This window comes from uncultured Ellagibacter sp., from assembly GCF_934636505.1.
Taxonomy (GTDB): Bacteria; Actinomycetota; Coriobacteriia; order Coriobacteriales; family Eggerthellaceae; genus Ellagibacter.
The window spans coordinates 1-3,027 of sequence record NZ_CAKUAL010000119.1 but is presented as its reverse complement, the minus strand read 5'-3'; the positions used below and the strand labels follow the sequence as shown (position 1 = coordinate 3,027).

The window sequence follows — 3,027 nt, the reverse complement described above, 5'->3', positions numbered from 1 at the left end:
TCATCTATTTCGGCATCGTGGCCATCGCGCTGGTGGCGGCCGCCGTCACGCTGGCGATCGGCCCCGAGACGAAGTCGCGCCGCCTGGGGTAGCGAATGGGGAGCGTCCTGTTTTGAGCTGCCACCCATTTCTCGTGTCCAAGAAATGGGTGGCAGCTCATTCATCCTCAGAGCGCTCCTTATCTTTTGTTTGGGGAGCGGGCATTGCTCGATGCTGTTCCTATTCGATTCGTAGTCTTTTGCGATAGACGCGTGGCGTCGTGCCGTAGGCACGCTTGAATGCGTCAGTGAACGCTCCCTGGTTGCGGTAGCCAGCGCTTTTGGCGATTTCGCTGATTTTGCGGCTTTCATCAAGGAGAAGGCGTCGTCCGTGCTCCAGGCGCCTTGCGCGGATGTAGCTTTGTGGGGTGTCTCCCTGCACATTGCGAAATGCCGATATCATCTTTCCCTCGCTTACATGGGCGATGTCGCACAGCGTTTTCGTGCTGAGATCGGATGATAGGTTGCTGTCGATGTAGGAGCAGATGCAGCTGACACAGTCTCTGTCGCTTATGCGTACGGCGTCGGCTGCCGTGACCCTTTCGGGAATGCTGCTTGCCAGCAGCGCGAAGCATTCAATCACCTTGGCGTGATAATACGAATCGGCGACCGATGCGGCGGGGTAGGTGATGTCGAGCCCTCGAAGCGCCGAGGGCAAGCCGGGCACGCCGTCCGATGTGGTGAGCTGCCTGATGGCACGGCGTAGTTTCTTCTCCTCGCAGTGCAAGTCATCCGCATAGCGGTGTATCGCTTCAGGGGCTATGGTGATCGACGCCGATGACAGCCGCTTGTCGGGCTCGAACGAGCTTATGTAGGGGCCGCCATCCCAGTCGTGCCCTATGAGCTTGCAGTTTGATCCAGCGCACTCAGGCGAGCAATACATGGGCATCGCATGTTCATAGAGGCCGAACCCTAGATAGGGAATAGTCTCTATGACTGCCTCCACGGCGCGTTCGTATGTGATGTCCATTGACACGACGATGGTGTCACGATCCATGAGGTAGAACCAATAAGAGCCCCTGCCGTATCGGGGGTCGACGAACCATGTCTCGCCGATGCTTCGCACCAGGTTGGCCTGTCCGAATCCACGCGCGAGCGCTTCCTTCGCGCATACGGTGTGCAACTGAGAAAGCTGCGTGACGAACATGTCGTAAAGCGGGTTTCCCTGTCCTGTGGCGTAGCTCCCGTTTGATTTTTCGGTAGAACTTGAATTCTTTTCGGTGAAGTTTTCCATCTTATCGTTCCGTCTTTCGCATCGCTTCATCGAACCTTATTTTATTGGAAGAAAGTTATTCACGGCTAACCATTAGGAAGAGAGACGAAAACCACATGGCTCTTTTGATGGATGCGTCTTTGCCCTTGAGTGCGGTAGCGCAGACGCGGCCTTCGGCGTCTGCCAACGCCGCGCCGCGCCATCTCGACCCGCGCGTATCGCTTGCGGTTCTGGCGGCGATCAACGTGCAGATGGCGCTTATGCAAAGCCTGTTCGCCGAGATGGGCGTTTTGGCGCTTACCGTTGTCGTGATGGCGTATTGCCGTCGCTTCTCCGCGATCGTGCGCTGGCTTGCCTTCTATGCGCTGTTCGCAGTGACGGCGCAGCTGTTCGTGGCGAGCGGGAACACCCTGCTTTCGCCCTTTGCGGCGTCGCTTCTCATGTACCGCCATGTTTTGCCCGCCTTCATGTTCGCTTTCAACATGATCGCAACCACGCGTCTTGGTGAGCTCGCTTGTGCGCTGCAGGCGATACACGTTCCTGTGAACGTGTCGGTGGCTGTGTGCGTGGCATTTCGTTTCCTTCCCACTATGGGACGCGAATTCTCTGCTGTCGCCGATGCTATGAAGACGCGCGGTATCGCACTCATGCCGAGGTCGGTCGTGCGCCATCCCGCGAAGACCGCCGAACTTTTCCTTGTGCCCGTGATCGCGCGGTTGGGCCAGATCGCCGACGAGCTGGGAAACGCGGTCGTCGTCCGTGGCGTGGGGGCGAGTGCGCACCGCACCTCGTATTACCGCTTAAGGGTGCGCGCTATCGATGCTGCGTGTCTCATCGCTGCGATGGTGCTCCTTGCGCTTTCCGTTTGCTTTAGAGCGGGGGTGCTCTGATGATGGAAAATGCCGCCGCGACGAAGGCTTCGCCCTATGCTATCGAGCTCGATGGATGCACGTTTTGCTACAAAGGCGCTTCCCGTCCATCGCTTCGTGACGTTTCGCTGAAGATCCCTCGCGGTCAATGCGTTGTTGTGACCGGGCAGTCAGGATGTGGCAAGACAACGCTTACGCGCCTCGTTAATGCGCTTATTCCTCTTATGTACGAAGGGGACCTTCAAGGTGAGGTGCTTGTTGCAGGAAAACCCGTTTCCGCATGGACGATGGGCGAGCTTTCCGCGCATGTCGGGTCGGTGTTCCAGAACCCGCGTAGCCAGTTCGTCAATCTCGACGTGACCTCGGAAATCGCCTTCGGATGCGAGAACTTCGGAATCGATCGCGAGGAAATGGTCGAACGTGTGGCGCAGGCAGCGGCAACGCTCGGTATTGAGGACCTGCTCGGGCGCGGTACCGAGGCACTTTCCGGCGGGCAGAAGCAGTCGGTTATCCTGGCATCGGCCTATGCGGTGCATCCTGACATCTTCGTGCTTGATGAGCCGACCGCGTCGCTCGATGTGCATGCGATGCGGAATCTTGCGCGCACGGTTGCGCTTCTGAAGAGTCAGGGAAAGACCGTGCTTGTCTCCGAGCATCGCCTGTGGTGGCTTGACGGCATCGCAGACCGTTACGTGATTTTAAGCGACGGCGCGGTTGCGGGCGACTGGGCGGCGGGGGAATTTCTCGCGCTGCCGTACGAAACGAGAAGCGGCATGGGGCTGCGCGCCGCCTCTCTCGCGGAAATCGACTCGTCTGTGGCGGTGCGGCCCGCAGGCGATGCGACTGATCCGACTGTTTCCGGCTCGCTTTCCTGCGAGGAACCCGTCGTGCGCATGAGCGGCGTGGG

General features: G+C 58.8%; 3 protein-coding genes. 2 read left to right on the top strand and 1 reads right to left on the bottom strand.

From position 1 onward, the window contains the following. Positions 1 to 219 precede the first annotated feature (219 nt). Positions 220 to 1,272, bottom strand: coding sequence for an AraC family transcriptional regulator (locus tag Q0G18_RS09265; RefSeq protein ID WP_297152380.1), 1,053 nt, complete (start codon positions 1,270 to 1,272; stop codon positions 220 to 222). Between the two features lie 95 nt (positions 1,273 to 1,367). On the opposite strand from Q0G18_RS09265, the gene Q0G18_RS09260 reads away from it, so the two are divergent. Beyond that, on the top strand, positions 1,368 to 2,141 hold the full coding sequence (locus Q0G18_RS09260) for an energy-coupling factor transporter transmembrane component T (protein WP_297152377.1): 774 nt from the start codon (positions 1,368 to 1,370) through the stop codon (positions 2,139 to 2,141). 2 nt (positions 2,142 to 2,143) lie between these two features. Continuing rightward, positions 2,144 to 3,027: ABC transporter ATP-binding protein (locus Q0G18_RS09255; protein ID WP_297152373.1), on the top strand; the 884-nt coding region annotated here is incomplete at its 3' end.